This window comes from Sphingomonas sabuli (assembly GCF_014352855.1).
Taxonomy (GTDB): Bacteria; Pseudomonadota; Alphaproteobacteria; order Sphingomonadales; family Sphingomonadaceae; genus Sphingomicrobium; species Sphingomicrobium sabuli.
This window is the reverse complement of record NZ_CP060697.1, coordinates 1,323,321-1,341,104: the sequence shown is the minus strand read 5'-3', so window position 1 is coordinate 1,341,104 and position 17,784 is coordinate 1,323,321. Positions and strand designations below refer to the sequence as shown.

18 protein-coding genes are annotated in these 17,784 nt (G+C 67.1%); 6 read left to right on the top strand and 12 right to left on the bottom strand.

The genetic code is table 11. The features are described 5' to 3' along the window. Positions 1-1,035 (top strand): quinone-dependent dihydroorotate dehydrogenase, encoded by a 1,035-nt coding sequence (locus H8M03_RS06710; protein WP_246448768.1) that lies wholly within the window; start codon positions 1-3, stop codon positions 1,033-1,035. Here the strand turns inward: H8M03_RS06710 and H8M03_RS06705 are convergent. Then, positions 1,032-2,750 (bottom strand): gamma-glutamyltransferase family protein, encoded by a 1,719-nt coding sequence (locus tag H8M03_RS06705; protein WP_187478715.1) that lies wholly within the window; start codon positions 2,748-2,750, stop codon positions 1,032-1,034. The genes H8M03_RS06710 and H8M03_RS06705 overlap by 4 nt on opposite strands. An 84-nt stretch (positions 2,751-2,834) precedes the next feature. On the opposite strand from H8M03_RS06705, the gene H8M03_RS06700 reads away from it, so the two are divergent. Beyond that, a complete protein-coding gene (locus H8M03_RS06700) occupies positions 2,835-4,583 on the top strand; it encodes an AMP-dependent synthetase/ligase (RefSeq protein WP_187478714.1) in 1,749 nt (582 codons plus the stop codon). Here H8M03_RS06700 and H8M03_RS06695 read toward each other — a convergent pair. From H8M03_RS06695 to H8M03_RS06660, 8 genes are read right to left on the bottom strand one after another with little or no spacing between them, the layout of a single operon-like run. After that, positions 4,580-4,990, bottom strand: a complete 411-nt coding sequence (locus tag H8M03_RS06695) for a hypothetical protein (protein ID WP_187478713.1) — start codon at positions 4,988-4,990, stop codon at positions 4,580-4,582. The genes H8M03_RS06700 and H8M03_RS06695 overlap by 4 nt on opposite strands. 46 nt (positions 4,991-5,036) lie before the next feature. Continuing rightward, positions 5,037-5,759 carry a hydroxyacylglutathione hydrolase gene (gloB, locus tag H8M03_RS06690; RefSeq protein ID WP_187478712.1) on the bottom strand — a complete coding sequence of 241 codons (723 nt, stop codon included), beginning with the start codon at positions 5,757-5,759 and terminating at the stop codon, positions 5,037-5,039. Then, entirely contained in the window at positions 5,759-6,172 is a 414-nt protein-coding gene (locus H8M03_RS06685; protein WP_187478711.1) for a VOC family protein, read from the bottom strand. Before H8M03_RS06685 ends, gloB begins: the two co-directional genes overlap by 1 nt. Before the next feature lie 6 nt (positions 6,173-6,178). After that, positions 6,179-6,862 (bottom strand): tetratricopeptide repeat protein, encoded by a 684-nt coding sequence (locus tag H8M03_RS06680; protein ID WP_187478710.1) that lies wholly within the window; start codon positions 6,860-6,862, stop codon positions 6,179-6,181. Next, on the bottom strand, positions 6,859-7,629 hold the full coding sequence (locus H8M03_RS06675) for an alpha/beta fold hydrolase (protein WP_246448767.1): 771 nt from the start codon (positions 7,627-7,629) through the stop codon (positions 6,859-6,861). The genes H8M03_RS06680 and H8M03_RS06675 overlap by 4 nt, the downstream gene beginning before the upstream one ends. 42 nt (positions 7,630-7,671) lie before the next feature. Further along, positions 7,672-7,887 carry a helix-turn-helix transcriptional regulator gene (locus H8M03_RS06670; protein ID WP_187478709.1) on the bottom strand — a complete coding sequence of 72 codons (216 nt, stop codon included), beginning with the start codon at positions 7,885-7,887 and terminating at the stop codon, positions 7,672-7,674. Further along, on the bottom strand, positions 7,884-8,315 hold the full coding sequence (locus tag H8M03_RS06665; protein ID WP_187478708.1) for a hypothetical protein: 432 nt from the start codon (positions 8,313-8,315) through the stop codon (positions 7,884-7,886). The genes H8M03_RS06670 and H8M03_RS06665 overlap by 4 nt, the downstream gene beginning before the upstream one ends. Before the next feature lie 5 nt (positions 8,316-8,320). After that, positions 8,321-8,488 carry a hypothetical protein gene (locus tag H8M03_RS06660; RefSeq protein ID WP_187478707.1) on the bottom strand — a complete coding sequence of 56 codons (168 nt, stop codon included), beginning with the start codon at positions 8,486-8,488 and terminating at the stop codon, positions 8,321-8,323. Between the two features lie 130 nt (positions 8,489-8,618). On the opposite strand from H8M03_RS06660, the gene thrS reads away from it, so the two are divergent. From thrS to H8M03_RS06645, 3 genes are all read left to right on the top strand, one after another. Continuing rightward, positions 8,619-10,631: a threonine--tRNA ligase gene (gene thrS, locus H8M03_RS06655; RefSeq protein WP_187478706.1), complete on the top strand. Its 2,013-nt coding sequence runs from the start codon at positions 8,619-8,621 to the stop codon at positions 10,629-10,631. Between the two features lie 136 nt (positions 10,632-10,767). After that, positions 10,768-11,286, top strand: coding sequence for a translation initiation factor IF-3 (infC, locus tag H8M03_RS06650; protein ID WP_187478705.1), 519 nt, complete (start codon positions 10,768-10,770; stop codon positions 11,284-11,286). Positions 11,287-11,472: 186 nt separating this feature from the next. Then, positions 11,473-14,613, top strand: a complete 3,141-nt coding sequence (locus H8M03_RS06645; RefSeq protein WP_246448764.1) for a TonB-dependent receptor — start codon at positions 11,473-11,475, stop codon at positions 14,611-14,613. A gap of 52 nt (positions 14,614-14,665) precedes the next feature. Here the strand turns inward: H8M03_RS06645 and H8M03_RS06640 are convergent, their stop codons facing one another. Further along, complete coding sequence (locus H8M03_RS06640) at positions 14,666-15,661, bottom strand: adenosine kinase (protein ID WP_187478704.1); 996 nt, start codon at positions 15,659-15,661, stop codon at positions 14,666-14,668. A 72-nt stretch (positions 15,662-15,733) separates the two neighbouring features. On the opposite strand from H8M03_RS06640, the gene H8M03_RS06635 reads away from it, so the two are divergent. Continuing rightward, the gene (locus H8M03_RS06635) at positions 15,734-16,081 is read left to right on the top strand and encodes a hypothetical protein (protein ID WP_187478703.1); all 348 of its coding nucleotides are present in this window, start codon (positions 15,734-15,736) and stop codon (positions 16,079-16,081) included. Here H8M03_RS06635 and queG read toward each other — a convergent pair. Together queG and H8M03_RS06625 are read right to left on the bottom strand one after the other, a co-directional pair. Beyond that, entirely contained in the window at positions 16,045-17,106 is a 1,062-nt protein-coding gene (gene queG / locus H8M03_RS06630; RefSeq protein WP_187478702.1) for a tRNA epoxyqueuosine(34) reductase QueG, read from the bottom strand. The genes H8M03_RS06635 and queG overlap by 37 nt on opposite strands. Positions 17,107-17,145: 39 nt before the next feature. Further along, positions 17,146-17,772 (bottom strand): TetR/AcrR family transcriptional regulator, encoded by a 627-nt coding sequence (locus H8M03_RS06625; RefSeq protein ID WP_187478701.1) that lies wholly within the window; start codon positions 17,770-17,772, stop codon positions 17,146-17,148. Positions 17,773-17,784 lie beyond the last annotated feature (12 nt).

Here is a 17,784-nt window from a genome sequence, read left to right as displayed (position 1 = left end):
GTGCGTTTGTATCCGATCATCAGGCCGTTCGTCTTCGCGATGGACGCGGAAACCGCGCATCGGGCGACGATTGCCGCGCTCAGGCTGCTGCCGATTCACTCGGCGCATTTGCCCAAGTCGCTGTGCACCGAACTCGCTGGACTGACCTTTCATTCGCCGGTGGGGCTGGCGGCGGGCTTCGACAAGAATGCTGAAGTGCCGGCCGAAATCCTCTCGCTCGGTTTCGGTTTCGTGGAGGTGGGGACGCTGACCCCGCGGCCGCAGAAGGGCAATCCGCGGCCGCGGCTGTTCCGGCTGGCGGAGGACAAGGCGGTGATCAACCGCATGGGCTTCAACAATTGCGGCCAGGCGGACGCCTTCATGCGGCTGGAAGGATGCAGCCGCGTCGGCGGGCCCATCGGAGTCAATATCGGCGCCAACAAGGATAGCCCCGACCGGGTCGGCGATTATGTCGCCGGGGTACGGGCGATGAGCAGCGTCGCCGACTATCTGACCGTCAACATCAGTTCCCCCAACACGCCGGGGCTGCGCGCGCTCCAGGATCAGGGGGCGCTCGACACCTTGCTGTCGGCGATCGACGAAGCGCGGGAACGCGGCGGGCCGCCGGTGTTCCTGAAGGTCGCGCCGGACCTGGAGGCCGGCGATGCCGGGCGCATCGTCCGCTCGGCGATCGACAATGGCATCGATGCGATCATCGTTTCCAACACTACCGTGGCGCGGCCGGGCCTGCGCTCCGACCGCGGGCGGGAACAGGGCGGCCTGTCGGGGGCGCCGCTGAAGGCGCTGGCGCTCGACGCGTTGCGCCAGTTCCGCAGCGCTGCCGGCGGGGAAATCCCGCTGATCGGGTGCGGCGGCATCGCCACCGCGGACGACGCGTGGGACCGGATCGCGGCCGGCGCGTCGCTGGTCCAGCTGTATACGGCGATGGTCTATGAAGGGCCGCACGTCGCCCGGCGCATCGCCTGCGAACTGGCCGAGCGGCTGGAACGCGAAGGGATCGAGTCTATCGCCGACGTGATCGGCAGCGCCGCCTAGCGCGGCTCGACAACCAGCACGATGCCTTCGCGCCGCGGATCGGCGGCACCGTCGATGCGGCCGTTGCGAATGAGGACGCCGGTCAGCCCGCTGTCCTCGCCCTGCCCCGGTTTAAGCGCGATCCCGCGCTGGGCGAGGCCTTGCAGCACTTGCGGCGGGAACTTGTCGACTTCGCCGCCGAAAGCGGTGCCGCGGGCAACCAGGTTAGGCGCGGCCAGCGCGTCTGGCATCGACATTTTCCAGTCCACCGCGGCGACCAGCGACTTGGCGACATAAGCGAGAATGGCATTACCGCCGGCCGACCCGATCGCCCCGGCAAAGCTGCCGTCGGGGTTGAGCAGGACCGTCGGGACCATCGACGACCGCGGGCGCTTGCCCGGCGCGACGGCGTTGACCGCGGCCCGGCCCTGCGCATCGACCGGAGCGAAGGAAAAGTCGGTCAGCTGGTTGTTGAGGAAGAAGCCATCGACCATCCGCCCGCTGCCGAACAGCGATTCGACGGTCGTGGTCATGGACACGACGTTGCCGATCGAATCGCGAACGATGAAATGCGACGTGCCCGACGGTTCGATCGTCGCATCGATACCGGCGACGACGGCACTGGCCGGGTTGCCCGCCGCCGGTGCCGGCGCCGCGGCGCGGCCGATCAGCCGGGCGCGGGCGGCGATATAGTCGGGGGCAAGCAGGCCGGCGACGGGGACCGAGGCGCTGTCACCGACATAGCGGTCGCGGTCGGCATACATCAGCCGGCTGGCTTCGGCGAACAGGAACCAGGCCTGCGGGTCGGCCGGCCCGCGGCTGGCTATGTCGGTCTGCTCCAGCATCTTCATCAGCTGGATCAGCCCGACCCCGCTGGACGGCGGCGGCGGGACGCACATCACCAGCGCACGCCACGGCCGGCACAGCGCCTCGCGCTTGATCGGGCGGTAATTGGCCAGGTCCGCCATCGTCATGCTGCCGGGCAGCGGGGCGACGTGGGTGCGTTCGACGATCCGCGCCGCGGTCGACCCGCTGTACAGCGCCGCCGGGCCCTGCGCCGCAAGCCGCGCCAGGAAGTCGGCGTAGGCCGGGTTGCGCAACGTGTCGCCCGCGTCGAGCAGCGTGCCGTCGGGTTTGGTGAAATAGGCTTTGACGTCGGGCGCGGAATTTTCCGGCGCATCGACCCGCATCAGCCGGGCGAGGCGCGGGCTGACGGCAAAGCCCTGCGCCGCGGTGCGCTGCGCATCGCCGAACAGGCTGTTCCACGGCAAGCGGCCATGGTCCTTGTGCGCCATGGCCAGAGCCGCGACGGCGCCCGGAACACCGGTGGCGCGGCCGGACAGGACGGCTTCGCCGAACGGCAGGGGCTTGCCGTCGGCCCCGAGGAACATCGTCGTCGTCGCCTGCGCCGGGGCGACTTCGCGGCCGTCGTAGACGCTGACCGACCGCGTCGCCGCGTCGTAATAAGTGATGAAGGCGCCGCCGCCGACGCCGGAGCTTTGCGGTTCGACCAGCGACAGCATCGCCTGCACGGCCACCGCGGCATCGACCGCGCTGCCGCCGCGGGCCAGCACGTCATGGCCGGCCCGGGTCGCCAGCGGGTTGGCGGCGATCGCGAACGGCTGGGCGGCAGCGGTTTGTGCCGGGGCGGCCGGAAGCGCGGCCTGCGGCGGCAGAGCGGTGCAACCGGCCAGGCTGAGGGCGGCGAGCGCGGCGATGGTCTTGGTCAAGGGCATGGGGCGCGGACTAACCGATGGTTCGAAGTGCGTCCACGCTGGCACTTGCCGCAGCATCGGCTAAAAGCCCGGCCGGGAGGACGGATGGCCAGGCAACTCGAGCATTTCGACAATCTCGTGCAGATGTTTTTCGCGCGGGCCGACGAACGGGGCGACACGCCGTTCCTGTGGGCCAAGGTCGACAAGAAGTGGCAATCGACCAGCTGGACCGATGCCCGGCGCAAGGTCGTCGCGCTGGCCACCGCGCTTCGCGAAATGGGCCTCGAACCGGGCGACCGCGTCTGCCTGGTCAGCGAGAACCGGCCCGAATGGCTGATTTCGGACCTTGCCATCATGGCCGCTGGCTGCGTCACCGTGCCGACCTACACCACCAACACCACGCGCGATCACGCGCATGTGCTGGGCAATTCGGGCGCCCGGGCGGTGATCGTTTCCAACCAGAAACTGGCCGCGACGCTGGTCCCCGCCGTGCTGACATCGGCCGATTGCCATCACGTCATCGGGATCAGCGACATCCGCATGGGTCAGTCGCCCGACTGGGTCAAATGCCATAGCTGGACCAAGCTGGCGGATGGCTACGGCGACCTGTCTGCGGTCGAGGATCGGGTCGCGCAGATGAAGCGCGCCGACCTTGCCTGCATCATCTACACCAGCGGCACCGGCGGCGCGCCGCGCGGGGTGATGCAGCACCACGGCGCGCTGCTCCACAATGTCGCCGGCGCGGCGGACATCATCTCCACCGACTTCGGCTGGGGGGACGAGGTGTTCCTGTCCTTCCTGCCGGCCAGCCATGCGCTCGAACATACCGGCGGCCAGCTGTTCCCGATCGGGCTCGGCGCGCAAATCTATTATGCCGAAAGCCTGGAGAAGCTGGCGTCGAACATCGAAGAGACGCGCCCGACGATCATGATCGTCGTACCGCGCCTGTTCGAAATGCTGCGCACCCGCATCCTCAAGTCGCTGGAAGGCAGCGGCAACGTCGGCAAATATCTGTTCCGCCGGGCGATGGCGATCGGCGGCGAACGGTCGCGCGGGCGGATCCGGCCGTGGAACCTGCCGATGAACGCGATCCTCGAACATACGGTGCGCAAGAAGGTGCGGGCCAAGGTCGGTGGCCGGACCAAGGCGTGGGTGTCGGGCGGCGCGCCGCTCAATCCCGAAGTCGGGCTGTTCTTCGAATCGCTCGGCATTACCTTCCTCCAGGGCTATGGCCAGACGGAAGCGGCGCCGGTGATCAGCGCCAACCGGCCGCGCACGGGGATCAAGCTGGAAACGGTCGGCCCGCCGCTCAAGGATACCGAGGTGCGCATTGCCGCGGACGGCGAGATCATGGTTCGCGGCGAACTGGTGATGCACGGCTATTGGCGCAACGAGGAAGAAACCCGGCGGGTGCTCAGCGACGACGGCTGGCTGGCGACGGGCGACATCGGCCATTTCGACGACAAGGGCCGGATCGTCATCACCGACCGGAAAAAGGACATCATCGTCAACGACAAGGGCGACAATGTCGCGCCTCAGCGGATCGAGGGAATGCTGACGCTGCAACCCGAAATCGCGCAGGCGATGGTCTATGGCGACCGGCGGCCGCACCTTGTCGGCCTGTTGGTCCCCGACCCCGAAATCGCTGGCAAGCCCGACGTGCGCGAACGATTGTCAGCCGCGGTCGACCGGGTGAACCGGGACATTTCGGTGATCGAGAAGGTCCGCCGGTTCATGATCGCCGACGAACCTTTCACGGTCGAGAACGAACAGCTGACGCCGTCGATGAAGATCCGCCGCCATGTTATCGGCGGCGTGTACGGCGAACGGCTCGACGGCCTGTTCGGCCGTTAGGGCGCCGGCTTGTAAGGTACGAACTGACCCAGCGGACAGCTGCCCATCGTCACGCCGCTGCGCACGTCGGCGACGGTCGCGATTTCGCCGCTGCACAGGCCCGAACCGGTCGACCGGGTGACCAACGTGTAGAAGCCGGAGCCCATGCCGTTGCACCCACCCGGCGGGTCGTTGCGGTAGATGGTGCTGCCGCGCTTGAACAGGATGGTGTTGTCGTCGATCGTGATCGTTTCGCCAGCCTGATAGGGCTGGATGCAGGTCTGCGGCGGGCCGGCGACCTTGCCGGCGAGATAGCGGTCGAGCTTGGCCTGCGCCTGGGCGGTCTTGGGACCGGGCGGGGGCACCGGGGCGCAAGCGACGATGCCCGCGGCAACCAGGACAGGAACGGCCAGAAACACTGCTTTCATCGCAACCTCCAACACTCGCCCACTCGCCAATACCGTGACGCCCCCGTCATGAACGGAAGCTGTCTTTGTCTGCCCGCAGCCGCGCGAAATGCTGCGGGTCCGTCGAGCGAACGAAAGGGTTGGTCGCCCGTTCCAGCGCGACCGTGGTCGGCACCGTAATCTCGCCGCGTTCGCGCATGGCTTCAATCTTGGCCAGCCGCTCGGCGATCGCGTCATTGCCGGGCTCCGCGTGTGCCGCGAAGCGGGCGTTGGACAGCGTATATTCGTGCGCGCAGTACAGCCGCGTGTCTTCGGGCAGGGCGGCAAGTCTGGCCAGCGATGCGAACATATGTTCGGGCGTGCCTTCGAACAGCCGGCCGCAGCCCATGGCGAACATCGTGTCGCCGACGAACGCCACCTTTTCGCGCTCGAATACCAAGGCGATATGGTCGAGCGTGTGGCCGGGCACTTCGACGACCCGGCCGACATGGTCGCCCAGCCGCACCTCGTCGCCATCGCGCAGAACCACGTCGATGCCGGGAATCTTCCCGCCGTCCGGCCCGGAAACGGTCGCCCCCGTGGCGTACTTGACCGCCAGATTGCCGCCGGTGTGGTCGGGGTGCCAGTGCGTGTTCCACACCTGGCCGATGGTCCAGCCGCGATTGTGCGCCTCCGCCAGCACGGGCGCGGCGTCGCCGGGATCGACTACGGCGGTCTCGCCGCTGACGCCGTCGCGGACCAGCCACAGGTAATTGTCGGCAAAGGCCGGGACGGCGACGATGTCCAGCATCACCACTCGCCGGTGTTGGGCATCGACGACCAGGGTTCGGCCGGCGGCTTCGATTCTCCTTCCTGCAGCAGTTCGATGGAGATGTTGTCCGGCGTACGGACGAACGCCATGTGCCCGTCGCGCGGCGGCCGGTTGATCGTCACCCCGGCGTCCATCAGCCGCTGGCAAGTCTCGTAAATATCGTCGACGCGATAGGCGAGGTGCCCGAAATTACGGCCGCCGGCATAGCCGTCCTCGCCCCAATTGTGAGTCAGTTCGACTTCGGCCTTCTCGCCGGGAACGCCCATGAAGATGAGCGTGTACTTGCCGGCTTCATTGTCCATGCGCCGGCGCTCTTCGAGGCCGATCAGCTTGAAGAAGTCGACGGTGGCTTGCGGGTCCGAAACCCGGATCATCGTGTGGAGATAGCGCATACGCCCTTACTTAGGCGCGCTTGCCTCGCTTTGCACGGTGACCGTTGCCGGAAGCAGCTTAAGCGCGTCGCGGGCGGCCTTGCCGGCGTCGCCGCTGGGGTCCAGTTCGACCGTCCGTTGCCAGTAATGGCGGGCGCCAACGGTATCGCCGCCGAACTGCGCGACGTGGCCGGCCTCGAACAGGATAAGCGGATCGGCGGGCGTGATCGTCAACGCCTTTTCGATGCTTGCGCGGGCCCGCGTTGGATCGCCCTCGCGGATCGCCAGCGCGGCCGAAAAATACCACAGGAAGGGGTCGCCGGCGATCGTCTGGGCGGCCTCGTCGGCCTTGGCGCGAGCGGTCTTCAGGTCGTTCTGGGCCTCCGCGGCGCGGGCGCGGTCGAGCAGGGCTTCGCCGCGCTGCGTTCCTTGCAGCCCGGTCCCGGCGAGCGCCTTGTCGAGCGCGACCGCAGCCTTGTTCGGCTTTTCCGCCGCGATCCACATGTTGCCGGCTGCGGCATGCAGCCGGGCGAATTGCGGGTCGGCGCTGTCGACCTGTTGCGCGGCCTGTTCGAACGCCTCGGCGGCGGCCTCGGGCTGCTGGTCGGCGCTGGCGCGGATGGCGCGGCAGACGAAGGCCTCGGCGGTGACGACGTCGGGGCAAGGCGCGGCCTGGGCGGTCGCCAATGCGGCGGCGATGGCAAGGATCATTCGGTCGTCTCCACGATTTCGGCCAGCACGCGCAGGATCGCCGCGATCTCGTGGCCCTGCGACAAGCGGTGCTCCCCGCCCTTGATGATGGTCAGCTGGACATCGGCTGAACGCAGCTGCCGGACGGTCCGGTTGGCGATGTCGACCGGCACGTCCGCGTCGGCATCGCCGTGGACCAGCCGCACCGGGCAGTCGACCGGGATTGGCGCATCGAGCAGCCGCAGCGATTCGCCCGACCGCCAGAAGCCGAGCGTGGTCAGCTGCGGCGCGTCGCCGTAGGGGTTGGGCTGTTCCAGCCGCCCGTCCGCGCGCAACGCGGCCTTTTCCTCGGCGCTATAGCCCCAGGCGGTGAAGTCCGGCGCGGCGGCGATTCCGACCAGTCCGACAACCCGTTCGGGGCTCTGGCGCGCGATGAGGAGCGCGAGCCACCCGCCCATCGACGAACCGATCAGGATCAGCGGCCCGTCGGTAAGGGCATCGATGACCGCCAGCGACTGGTCGAGCCAGCCGCCCAGCGTCCTGTCTTCGAACCGGCCGCCGGACAAGCCGGTGCCCGAATAATCGAACCGCAGCATGGCGTTGCCGCGCGCCTCGGCGAAAGCGTCGACCGCGAGCGCCTTGGTCCCGTCCATGTCGGACGCGTAGCCGGGCAGGAAAACGAGCGTCGGGGACGCGCCATCGCGGTACCGATAGGCCAGGCGCGTGCCGGCGAAGTCGAGATAGTGCGGTTCGGTCATGACGCTGGCCGATAGCCGATTGCCGCGCATTGGGGCACCATCCGCGTGGGGCGAGGATGGCGCAGGAGGGCGCTAGATCGCTCCGGACCTGCGGCTCGACGGCGATTCGAACACGTCCTCGATGGTCAGTTGGAACAGCTCGGCGATGCGGAAGGCGAGCGGCAGCGACGGATCGTACTTGCCGGTTTCGATCGCATTGATGCTCTGGCGGGACACGTCCAGCCGGTCGGCAAGTTCCTGCTGGCTCCACTGGCGCTCGGCGCGAAGCAGCCGCAGGCGGTTGTTCATCTGACCCCCCAATCGCCCAGCGTCAGCTTGTTGAACACGGCGCCGATCCCGATCCCGAAACACCACAGTACCGGCCACCAATAAGCGGCGACGTGGGCCGCAAGGCCGTAGTTTTCGAGGAACCCCCAGATCGCGGCGAGTGTCATGGAGAAGCCGGTCGCGACCAGCGTCTGGCGCACATAGAGCAGGCGCAGATACTCGTCCTTTTCCTCGACGATCAGCGCCGCCACGACCCAGAAGACGCCAGCAACCGCTAACCCCGGCATGAATGCCAGGACGTAAGCAGCCGGCCCGGTGACGCCGCGATCCTCGATCAGATGTTCCGCGAGGAACAGGGTCGCGAGATAGAAGGCCATGAGCGCGGCCAGACGGACGAAATAGCGGCGTCGGGCGCTGGCCCGCGGTGCGCAGGCCGGATCGGTCGCCACCGCCATTAGCCTTGTCCGCAGGTGCGGCCACGACGCGGCAGGCTGGCAAAGGCCGCTCCGGACAGGCCGGCGACGATCGCCCACTGGACCGCATTGCCAAGGCCGGCGGCTTCGGAAATGGCGGCAACCGCGATGATCAGCGCCGCCCAGAGGATCGAATGACGAATGGGCATGACAATGTTCCTTTCCACAATGTAAAGGTAGCTTTACTAACGCAGGACGCCGATGTCAAGGAAAGTTGACACTAAGGTGACGTCGCCCGCCAGTTGAGCGCGAGGCCGCCCGTCGCTACATGCGCTGGCAATGACGCAGATGTTCAAGATCTCGCTTCCGGACGGATCGGTCCGGGAAGTGCCGGAAGGCTCGACGCCCGCGGATATCGCCGCGGCGATCGGACCGGGGCTGGCCAAGGCCGCGCTGGCTGCCCGCATCGATGGCGAGCTGCGGGATATCATGCGGCCGTTCGAAGCGGACGCGAACCTCGCGCTGGTCACGTCCCGCGACGAGAAGGTTGCGCTGGAGCTGGTGCGTCACGACTTCGCCCACGTTCTCGCGGAGGCGGTGCAGAACTTGTATCCGGGAACGCAGATCACCTTCGGCCCGTCGACCGACGACGGCTTCTATTACGACTTCGCACCGACGGCGGAGCGCGGGCCGTTCACGGAAGAGGATCTGCCAGAAATCGAGGCCGAGATGCGCCGCGTGATCGAGGCCGACAAGCCGTTGATCCGCGAAGTGTGGGACCGCGAGCGGGTGCGCCAGTTCTTCCTCGACCATGGCGAAAGCTTCAAGGCCGAGTGGGTGATGGAGCTGCCCGAGAACGAGCCGATCACCATGTACAAGACGGGCAAGGGCGAGGCCGACTGGATCGACCTGTGCCGCGGCCCCCATCTGGCCTCGACCGGCAAGCTCGACCCGCGTGCGTTCAAGCTGACCCGCGTCAGCGGCGCCTATTGGCGCGGCGACCCGAAGAACCCGATGCTCAGCCGCATTTACGGGACGGCGTGGCTCAACAAGAAGCAGCTCGACGAACATCTTGTCCGGCTGGAAGAAGCGCTCAAGCGCGACCATCGCAAGATCGGGCAGGAGATGGACCTGTTCCACCTTCAGGCCGAAGCGCACGGCAGCGTCTTCTGGCACCCGCACGGCTATCGCATCTGGCGCGAGCTGGAAGCCTATATGCGGCGCAAGATGGACGCCGCGGGCTACCAGGAGATCAAGACGCCGCAGCTGATGGACGCCCGGCAGTGGGAACAGTCCGGCCACTGGGGCAAATATCGCGAGAACATGTTCGTCGTGCCCGACGAAATCCCGTCGGTCGACGACGAGGCGCCGATTCTGTCGGGCGCGGCCGACCTGATGGCGCTCAAGCCGATGAACTGCCCGGCTCATGTGCTGGTCTTCAAGCAGGGCATCACCAGCTATCGCGAGCTGCCGATCCGGCTGGGCGAGATGGGCTGTTGCCACCGCAACGAGCCGCACGGGGCGCTGCACGGGCTGATGCGCGTGCGCCAGTTCACGCAGGACGACGCGCACATCTTTTGCACGGAAGCCCAGGTGGTCGAGGAGGTGCGCGCCTTCTGCAAGCTGGCCGATGCGGTCTATCGCGACTTCGGCTTCAGCTATCACGTCAAGCTGGCGCTTCGCCCCGACCAGCGCTTCGGCAACGACAGCGACTGGGACAAGGCCGAGCAGGAGTTGCGCGACGCCGTCGCCGAGGCCGGCATGGCCAACGACGATTACGGCTGGGAAGAACTGCCGGGCGAAGGCGCTTTCTATGCGCCCAAGCTGGAATGGCATCTGACCGACGCCATCGGCCGCACCTGGCAAGTGGGCACGATCCAGGGCGACCGGGTGCTGCCCGAACGGCTTGACGCGACCTACGTCGGCGAGGACGGCGAGAAGCACCGGCCGGTCATGCTCCACCGCGCGATCTTCGGGTCCTACGAGCGGTTCATCGGCATCCTGATCGAACATTATGCTGGCAAGTTCCCGCTCTGGCTGGCGCCGGTGCAGGCGGTGGTCGCGACGATTGTCAGCGATGCCGACGATTATGCGCAGCAGGTCGCGGCCCGGCTCGAAGCGCGCGGCATTCGCGTCGACACGGACCTCCGGAACGAGAAGATCAACTACAAGGTGCGCGAACATTCGCTGGCCAAGGTCCCGCTGCTGCTGGTCGTCGGCAAGCGCGAGGCGGAGGAAGGATCGGTCGCGATCCGCCGGCTGGGCAGCGACGAGCACCAGAAGATGATGAGCCTCGACGAAGCGGTCGAGCTGATCGCCGCCGAGATCGTTCCGCCCGACCTGCGCGCCTAGCAAGCCACAGCAGCGCCGGAAAATGGCGCTTTACGCCGCTCCGCCCTTTAATTGATCGGCCGGAAGGCTTACGTCGCCGACAGCACAAACGACTCACGGAGACACCGCTATACCACCGCCCTATCCGCGCCGTTCGATGGCGCCGCCGCAATTCACCGGCCCCCGCTACAATGAGTTCATCCAGTCCCAGAAGGTCAGGGTGATCGACGAGAACGGGGAAAATCTGGGCGTTATGTATACCCGGGAAGCCTTCGAGCAGGCGCAGGACGTGGGGCTCGACCTGGTCGAGATTTCGCCCAACGCTGACCCGCCCGTCGCCAAGTTCCTCGATATCGGCCGCTTCAAATACGAAGCGCAGAAAAAGGCCAACGAGGCGCGCAAGAAGCAGAAGACGCAGGAGATCAAGGAGATCAAGATGCGTCCGAACATCGACGACCACGATTACGACACCAAGATGAAGAAGGTGTTCGAGTTCCTGGACGACGGGGACAAGGTGAAGGTCACGATGCGTTTCCGCGGCCGCGAGATGGCGCACGGCGAACTGGGCATGGCGGTGCTTCGGCGGGTCCAGGAACAGACCGCCGATGTCGCCAAGATCGAGGCCCATCCGCGCATGGAAGGCCGCCAGATGCTGATGGTACTGGCGCCGAAATAGGTTGCGCACGGCGCTTGCGCCGGCCCTGACGTTACGGAAATCTATCGAAAGGTAGCAACGGCTGTTGCATTTTTGCAGCATCGTTCTGCGTTCTTGCACGCCGTTCGTGGGTTAAACTTCCGCGCGCCTTCGACCTGAATTAGCCTCCGCTGCGGAGGGCCTGCCAATTGTGGGCCTTGGGAGGACATGATGCGCAAATCCGTCTGGCTGCTTTCTGCGGCTCTCTTCGCTATTCCGGTTCCGGCGTTCGCTCAGCAGGCCGATCCTGGCCAGCCGACCAATCCCGTCGGGCCCGCCGGCGAAGAGGAAATCGACCAGGCCAACACGGCCGGCCAAGGCGCGGTTGCCAACACCGATTTGTCGGAACAGCCGGTCGATACCAGCGACATCGTCGTCACCGCGACGCGCCGTAATCAGGCGCTGTCCGACGTTCCGCTGGCGGTCAGCGCCGTCACCGCCGAAAATCTCCAGCTGTCGGGCGCGACCGACATTCGCCAGCTCAACCAGCTGTCGCCGTCGCTGCTCGTCTCCTCGACCACGTCGGAAGGCGGCGCCGCCGTCGCCCGTATCCGCGGCATCGGCACGGTCGGAGACAACCCCGGCCTCGAAGGGTCGGTCGGCGTGTTCATCGACGGCGTGTACCGCAGCCGCGCAGGCATGGGCCTGACCGAGCTCGGGCCGCTGGAGCGGATCGAAGTGCTGCGCGGCCCGCAGGGCACGCTGTTCGGCCGCAACACCTCCGCCGGCCTGATCTCCGTGATCACCGCGCAACCGCGCTTCACCCCGGAAGTCAGCGGCGCGATCAGCGTCGGCAATTACAACCTGCGCCGGCTTGAAGGCAGCGTCACCGGACCGGTGGCCGACAGCGTCGCCGCGCGCATCGACGGCGTGTGGATGAAGCGCGACGGCTTCCTCGACGACGTCATTTCCGGCCGCGACGTCAACGACCGCAACCGCTGGCTGCTGCGCGGCCAGTTGCTGTTCGAACCGACCGACGACCTGTCGGTGCGGATTATCGCCGACTATACCAAGCGCCGCGAGGAATGTTGCGGCGCGACCTACCTGCCGGCGCGCGACTTCGCGGCCGGCGGTTCGCAGCCGTCGACCATCGCCGCGATCGAGCGCGCGCTTGGTGCCGTCATCAACGACGACACCTACGGCCGCGACATCTCGATCAGCCCGGGGCGCAACTTCGACAGCGATGTCGACGATTACGGCCTGTCGGGCGAACTGAATTACGATTTCGGCGGCGCGAAGCTGACGTCGATCACCGCCTACCGCGTCAACAAGTACGTCCGCGGCATGGATGCCGACTTCAACAATCTCGACATCCTCTACCGCGACAGTGACGGCGGGTCGTACAACAAGTTCAACACCTTTACGCAGGAACTGCGGCTCAACGGCGAAGCGTTCGGCGGCAAGCTCGACTGGCTGGTCGGCGGCTATTACGCGAACGAGAAGCTGCGGGTCGAAGACAATCTGTCGTATGGCAACGATTACGGCCGCTACAGCAACTGCCTGGTCGCGGCGAACTTCGCCTCCAGCCCGCTGATCGGGCCGGCGATCCTCGCCCCCGGCGCCTCGCCGACCTGTTTCAACCCGGCGGTTGCAACCGGCGTCCGCAACGCCCTGGTCGGCCAGTATCTGGCGGCGCTCGGCGCGGGCCAGTTCAACACCGCCGCGGCGCTTGGCGGCCAGATCACCGCGCTCGGCGCCTTCGCCGGGCTCGACAACACCAACCTCGGGCCGGGCCTGCCGTCGGCGAACTTCGGCTCCTTCCCGTTCGGCACCAGCGGCTTTTCCAACCTTGCCGTCGCGCTGGGCGGACCGGCGTTCGTCGGCTCGTCGCTCAACGGCGCCGCGCTCAACGACAGCTATCGCCAGCAAAGCAACAACTGGTCGGTGTTCACCCACAACATCTTCGAGATCGTCCCCGGCCTCGATTTCACCATCGGCGCCCGGTACACGCATGAGCGCAAGACGCTCGACGCGACGCTGCTCGACAATAACGTCCTGTGTACGGTCCTGTCCGGAAGCTCGCTCCAGCAGCTGCCGTGCGTGATCGCGGCGGCCCCGGGCGGAAGCTTCGGGATCGACGATTCGCGGACCGAGAGCAAGCTGTCGGGCACCGCGGTGCTCAGCTACAAGGTCACGCCGGACCTGCTGACTTACATCAGCTATTCGCGCGGTTATAAGGCGGGCGGCTTCAACCTCGACCGTTCGGCGCTGTTCCGGGCGACGACGGTGCCGACAACGGTGCCGGCAACCTCGCCGACCACGCCGCTTAGCAATCCGCCCCTGTCCGGCAGCGGCGCGATCTGCGTGTCGCCGCTCCAGGCCGGGTGCCAGGGAATGGTCGCATCGGGCGAGAACCTGCAGTTCAAGCCGGAAACCAACGACGCGATCGAACTGGGCGCCAAGTATAACGGCCCGGGCATCGACGTGAACGTGGCCGTGTTCAACCAGCTGTTCCGCAACTTCCAGCTGAACACCTTCAACGGCCTCAACTTCATCGTCGAAAACATCAACGCCTGCAGCGAGGACCTGGGCGGTGCGGATACCGATGCCAGCTCGCTGACCGGCGCCTGCTCGGGCAAAACCCGCGCCGGTGTGCGCAGCCGCGGCTTCGAAATCGAGGCCTTCACCCGGCCGATGCGCTATTTCGACCTCAACGCCGGCGTCACCTACGCCAACACCAAGTATCGCGACGACCTGGTTGGCGCCGACGGCAAGCCGCTGAACGATTATCTGTTCCAGCTGCCGGGCCGGCGGATCTCCAACTCCAGCCTGTGGACCCTGACGGGGGCCATGGCCTGGTCGCCGCCGATCGGCTCGTCGGGCCTCAGCGCGTTGTTCTATGTCGACGCGCGTCACCAGACCGGGCTCAACACCGGGTCGGACCTCGACATCGAAAAGTACCAGGGCGGCTTCACCGTCGTGAACGGTCGTGTCGGCATTCGCGGACCGAACAACGCCTGGTCGGTCGAACTGTGGGCGCAGAACCTGTTCAACGAGGACTACACCCAGGTCGCGTTCGACGCGCCGATCCAGGGTTCGGGCACGCAGCGCGGCGTCGAAGCGGGCTTCTATCCGCGGGCGACGCAGCTGTTCGGCGCCTTCCTTGGCGAACCGCGCACGTTCGGCCTGACCTTGCGGGCAAAGTGGAGCCCGGCACCCGCAGCGCCGGTGTACGTGGCGCCGCCGCCGCCGCCGCCCGCTCCGGCGACGCAGACCTGCCCGGACGGTTCGGTGATTCTGGCGACCGAAGTGTGCCCGGCACCGCCGCCGCCGCCGCCGCCGCCGCCGCCGGCGCCGGAACGCGGCTGATCCCAGGACAAAAGGGGGAGGGGGCCTCGCCGGAAACGGCGGGGCCCCTTTTCTATTGAATCAGGTCGCTGGCGAGTTCGGCAAGATCGCGTTCGGGCCGCGCGCCGTAATGCTGGATGACTTCCGACGCGGCGATCGCGCCGAGCCGGAGCGAATCTTCGAGGGACCGGCCGCGGGCCTGCCCGGCAAGGAAGCCGGCGGCAAACAGGTCGCCGGCGCCGGTAGTGTCCACCAGCCGCTCGATCGGCTCGGCCGGTACGCTGGCCTGTTCATCGCCGCTGATCGCGACCGCGCCCTGTTCGCTGCGCGTGACGACCAGGGTCGGCACCTTGCCGGCAAAGGATTCGAGCGCCGCGTCGAGGTCGCTGGCGCCGGCGAGGTGGAGGAATTCCTGTTCGTTGGCGAACAGGATGTCGATCTTGCCCTCGTCGATCAGCTTGAGGAAACCGTCGCGATGGCGTTCGACGACGAAGCCGTCGGACAAGGTAAAGGCGACCTTGGTCCCCGCGGCCCGGGCGTGGCGAATGGCTTCCTCCATCGCCGCGCGCGGCTCTTCGGGATCCCACAGATAGCCTTCGAGATAGAGGATGCGGGCGCGCGCGATGGCGTCGGCGTCGATGGCGCCGCGATCGAGATGCTGCGCCGCGCCGAGGAACGTGTTCATCGTCCGCTGCGCATCCGGCGTGACCAGTATCAGGCAGCGCGCGGTGGGCCCGGTATCGCCGCGCGGCGGGGTGTCGAAGGTCACGCCCAGCGAGCGGATGTCGTGGGTGAAGATCTTGCCCAGGTCGTCGTCGCCAAGCTGGCCGACGAAGGCCGCCTTGAGGCCCAGCGCGGCGAGGCCGGCGACGGTGTTGGCGGCGGACCCGCCGCTGGTTTCGCGGCCGCTGCCCATGGCGGCGTAGAGCTGCTCCGCCGCTTCGGCGTCGATCAGCTGCATGCCGCCCTTGGCCATGCCGTGGCGGGCGAGGAAGTCGTCGTCGCCGTCGGCGATCACGTCGACGATCGCGTTTCCGATCGCCAGCACATCAATGGTTTTTTCGGTCATGTGGGGGCGCGTAGCGGCGAGCCGCCGCCGCCGCAACTTGCGCCGCCGCCAAAGCCCCGCCATCACATCGGCATGCGTCGCCTGCTGATTGCTTCGCTCGTCCTTGCACTGGCCGCCTGCGGCCGCGCGCCGCGTCCGGAAACGCCCAGCGTGGCGGTCCCGCAATCCGAACATACGCGCGGCGAGATCATCGGCCGGACGATCGAGGAACTGGTGCGGCGCTGGGGCACGCCGGCGTTGCAGGTGCGCGAAGGCACCAGCCTGAAGCTGCAATATCGCAGCCGGCTATGCGTGCTCGACGCCTATTTCTATCCCGGCGTCGGCAATGCGCCGATGCGCGTGACCTATGTCGACACGCGCACGCGCGCGCTAGCCGACATCGATCAGGCGCTGTGCGTGGGCTCGCTCGACGCGCCCTGAAGCTCGGCCAGCGCCCAGCGCGCGGCGTCGCCGACCACCGGATCGTCATCGCCGAGATGGGCGCGCACCGCGGGAATCAGCGTGGCATCGCCGCTGTTGCCCGCCGCGACCAGACAGTTGCGGATCATCCGCTTCACGCCGATGCGCTTGATCGGCGACCCGGCAAAGCGGGCGCGAAAGGCGGCATCGTCCAGCGCCAGCAGGTCGGTCAGGCGCGGCGCCTTCAATTCCTCGCGCGGGAGGAAGGCCCGGTTGGCGGCGGCGGCGTCGGCGAAGCGGTTCCACGGGCACACCGCCAGGCAATCGTCGCAGCCGTAAATGCGATTGCCGATGGCGCGGCGAAATTGCTCCGGGATGGGGCCGTCATGTTCGATCGTCAGGTACGAAATGCACTTGCGCGCATCGATCCGCCGCGGGCCGTCGAACGCGTCGGTGGGGCAGGCGGCGAGGCAGCGGGTGCAGGTCCCGCAGGTGTCGCGCGCCGGATCGTCGGGCGGAATGTCGAGACTGGTCAGGATGATGCCGAGGAACAGCCAGCTGCCATGGTCACGGCTGACGAGGTTGGTGTGCTTGCCCGGCCAGCCGATCCCCGCGGCCGCGGCCAGCGGCTTTTCCATCACCGGCGCGGTGTCGACGAACACCTTCAATTCGCCGCCTTCGGTTTCGACCAGCCAGCGGGCGAGCGCCTTGAGCCTTTTCTTGACCGTCTTGTGATAGTCGCCGCCCTGCGCATAGACCGAGATGCGCCCGGCGGACGGCGCGGCGGCGAGGGCAAGCGGATCGCTGTCGGGTGCGTAGCTCATCCCCAGCGCGATGACCGAGCGGGCCTCGGGCCATAAGGCGGTCGGCGCGATGCGCTGGTGCGCACGCGCCTCGAGCCAATCCATCGTGCCGTGGCGTCCCTCGCCAAGAAATCGCATCAGGTCGGCGCCTTGCGCGTCATGGCCGTCGGCGGTCGCAAAGCCGCACGCGACGAAGCCGAGGTCGCGCGCCTGTTCCCGAATCCTGTCCTTGAGCAAGGGCATCACGCGGCGCCTGTAGCACAAGCGCGGCCGCGGCTGGGCCTAGGCCTTGTCGTCCATCAGCATCAGCATGCGCAGCAGCCGGGCCGAAGTGATCGGCGTGCCGGGCCGGTTCTGGCGAGCCAGCGCGAAGCCCTTGATGACCGTGATGATGGTCCCGGTCAGCTCTTCCATCGGCATAGGCGGGGGCTTGCCGATGCCGCGGAAATAGCGCTCGAGAATGGCGGCCATCGCCTGTTCGTGAGCGAGCACCTGTTGCTGATGAAGTTCGCGCAGGCGCGGATTGCGGCGCGCCTCGATTTCCATTTCGACCCCGAGCGAGGGCAGGGATTCGGTCGCGTCGATGCGGTCGATCCATTTGGCCAGTTCCGCCGTCATCCGTTCCGGTTCGGCCTCCAAGGCGACGATGCCGGACAGGAATTCGAGGTTGCTGCGGACGGACTCCGCAATCAGCGAAAGGAACAGCGCCTGCTTGTTGGCGAAGTGCCAATAGACCGCGCCCTTGGTGAAGCCGGCGGCGGCAGCGATATCGTCGAGACTGGAGCCATTATAGCCGGCGCGGCGAAACACGCGGTGGGCAGCGTCGATGATGGCGAGGCGCGTCTCCTCGCTGACCTGCTTGCGGCTTTTTCTCTGGGGCTCCACCGCCTCCGCCGAAGTATCTGCCATACCATACAGTAT

Bases quoted from the DNA above. Each gene is read 5' to 3' on its own strand.
- H8M03_RS06685 (WP_187478711.1), bottom strand. From the start codon at position 6,172: ATGCGCTATCTCCACACGATGATCCGGGTTTCGGACCCGCAAGCCACC.
- H8M03_RS06660 (WP_187478707.1), bottom strand. From the start codon at position 8,488: ATGCCCATTCGTCATTCGATCCTCTGGGCGGCGCTGATCATCGCGGTT.
- H8M03_RS06625 (WP_187478701.1), bottom strand. From the start codon at position 17,772: ATGGCAGATACTTCGGCGGAGGCGGTGGAGCCCCAGAGAAAAAGCCGC.
- H8M03_RS06675 (WP_246448767.1), bottom strand. From the start codon at position 7,629: ATGCGCGGCAATCGGCTATCGGCCAGCGTCATGACCGAACCGCACTAT.
- H8M03_RS06635 (WP_187478703.1), top strand. From the start codon at position 15,734: ATGCGTCGCCTGCTGATTGCTTCGCTCGTCCTTGCACTGGCCGCCTGC.
- infC (WP_187478705.1), top strand. From the start codon at position 10,768: ATGGCGCCGCCGCAATTCACCGGCCCCCGCTACAATGAGTTCATCCAG.
- H8M03_RS06705 (WP_187478715.1), bottom strand. From the start codon at position 2,750: ATGCCCTTGACCAAGACCATCGCCGCGCTCGCCGCCCTCAGCCTGGCC.
- H8M03_RS06680 (WP_187478710.1), bottom strand. From the start codon at position 6,862: ATGATCCTTGCCATCGCCGCCGCATTGGCGACCGCCCAGGCCGCGCCT.
- H8M03_RS06695 (WP_187478713.1), bottom strand. From the start codon at position 4,990: ATGAAAGCAGTGTTTCTGGCCGTTCCTGTCCTGGTTGCCGCGGGCATC.
- H8M03_RS06670 (WP_187478709.1), bottom strand. From the start codon at position 7,887: ATGAACAACCGCCTGCGGCTGCTTCGCGCCGAGCGCCAGTGGAGCCAG.
- H8M03_RS06645 (WP_246448764.1), top strand. From the start codon at position 11,473: ATGATGCGCAAATCCGTCTGGCTGCTTTCTGCGGCTCTCTTCGCTATT.
- gloB (WP_187478712.1), bottom strand. From the start codon at position 5,759: ATGCTGGACATCGTCGCCGTCCCGGCCTTTGCCGACAATTACCTGTGG.
- H8M03_RS06700 (WP_187478714.1), top strand. From the start codon at position 2,835: ATGGCCAGGCAACTCGAGCATTTCGACAATCTCGTGCAGATGTTTTTC.
- queG (WP_187478702.1), bottom strand. From the start codon at position 17,106: ATGCCCTTGCTCAAGGACAGGATTCGGGAACAGGCGCGCGACCTCGGC.
- thrS (WP_187478706.1), top strand. From the start codon at position 8,619: ATGACGCAGATGTTCAAGATCTCGCTTCCGGACGGATCGGTCCGGGAA.
- H8M03_RS06640 (WP_187478704.1), bottom strand. From the start codon at position 15,661: ATGACCGAAAAAACCATTGATGTGCTGGCGATCGGAAACGCGATCGTC.